This window comes from Azospirillum sp. TSH64 (genome assembly GCF_003116035.1).
Classification (GTDB): Bacteria; Pseudomonadota; Alphaproteobacteria; order Azospirillales; family Azospirillaceae; genus Azospirillum.
Genome location: NZ_LGQW01000015.1, coordinates 3,187,009 through 3,187,248, shown reverse-complemented (window position 1 = coordinate 3,187,248; position 240 = coordinate 3,187,009). Strand labels below are relative to the sequence as shown.

Genomic DNA, 240 nt, shown 5'->3' with positions numbered 1-240 from the left:
CCTGGGCTCCGGTGAAGCCCTGGCAGATCACCTTCGTGTTCTTGTCGACGAGAACAGCCATGTTACGCGGCCTCCTTCACGGCCTTGACCACCTTTTCGGCGGCATCGGCGAGGTTGTCGGCCGAGAGGATCGGCAGGCCGGATTCGGCCAGGATCTTCTTGCCCAGATCGACGTTGGTGCCTTCCAGGCGCACCACCAGCGGAACGTGCAGGTGCACTTCGCGCGCCGCGGCGACCACG

The 240-nt window shown here is 65.0% G+C and carries 1 pseudogene; it reads right to left on the bottom strand.

Annotated features, from left to right (window positions below):
• Positions 1-62: 62 nt before the first annotated feature.
• A pseudogene (sucC, locus tag TSH64_RS35880) lies at positions 63-240 on the bottom strand (succinate--CoA ligase subunit beta); the annotation flags it as partial.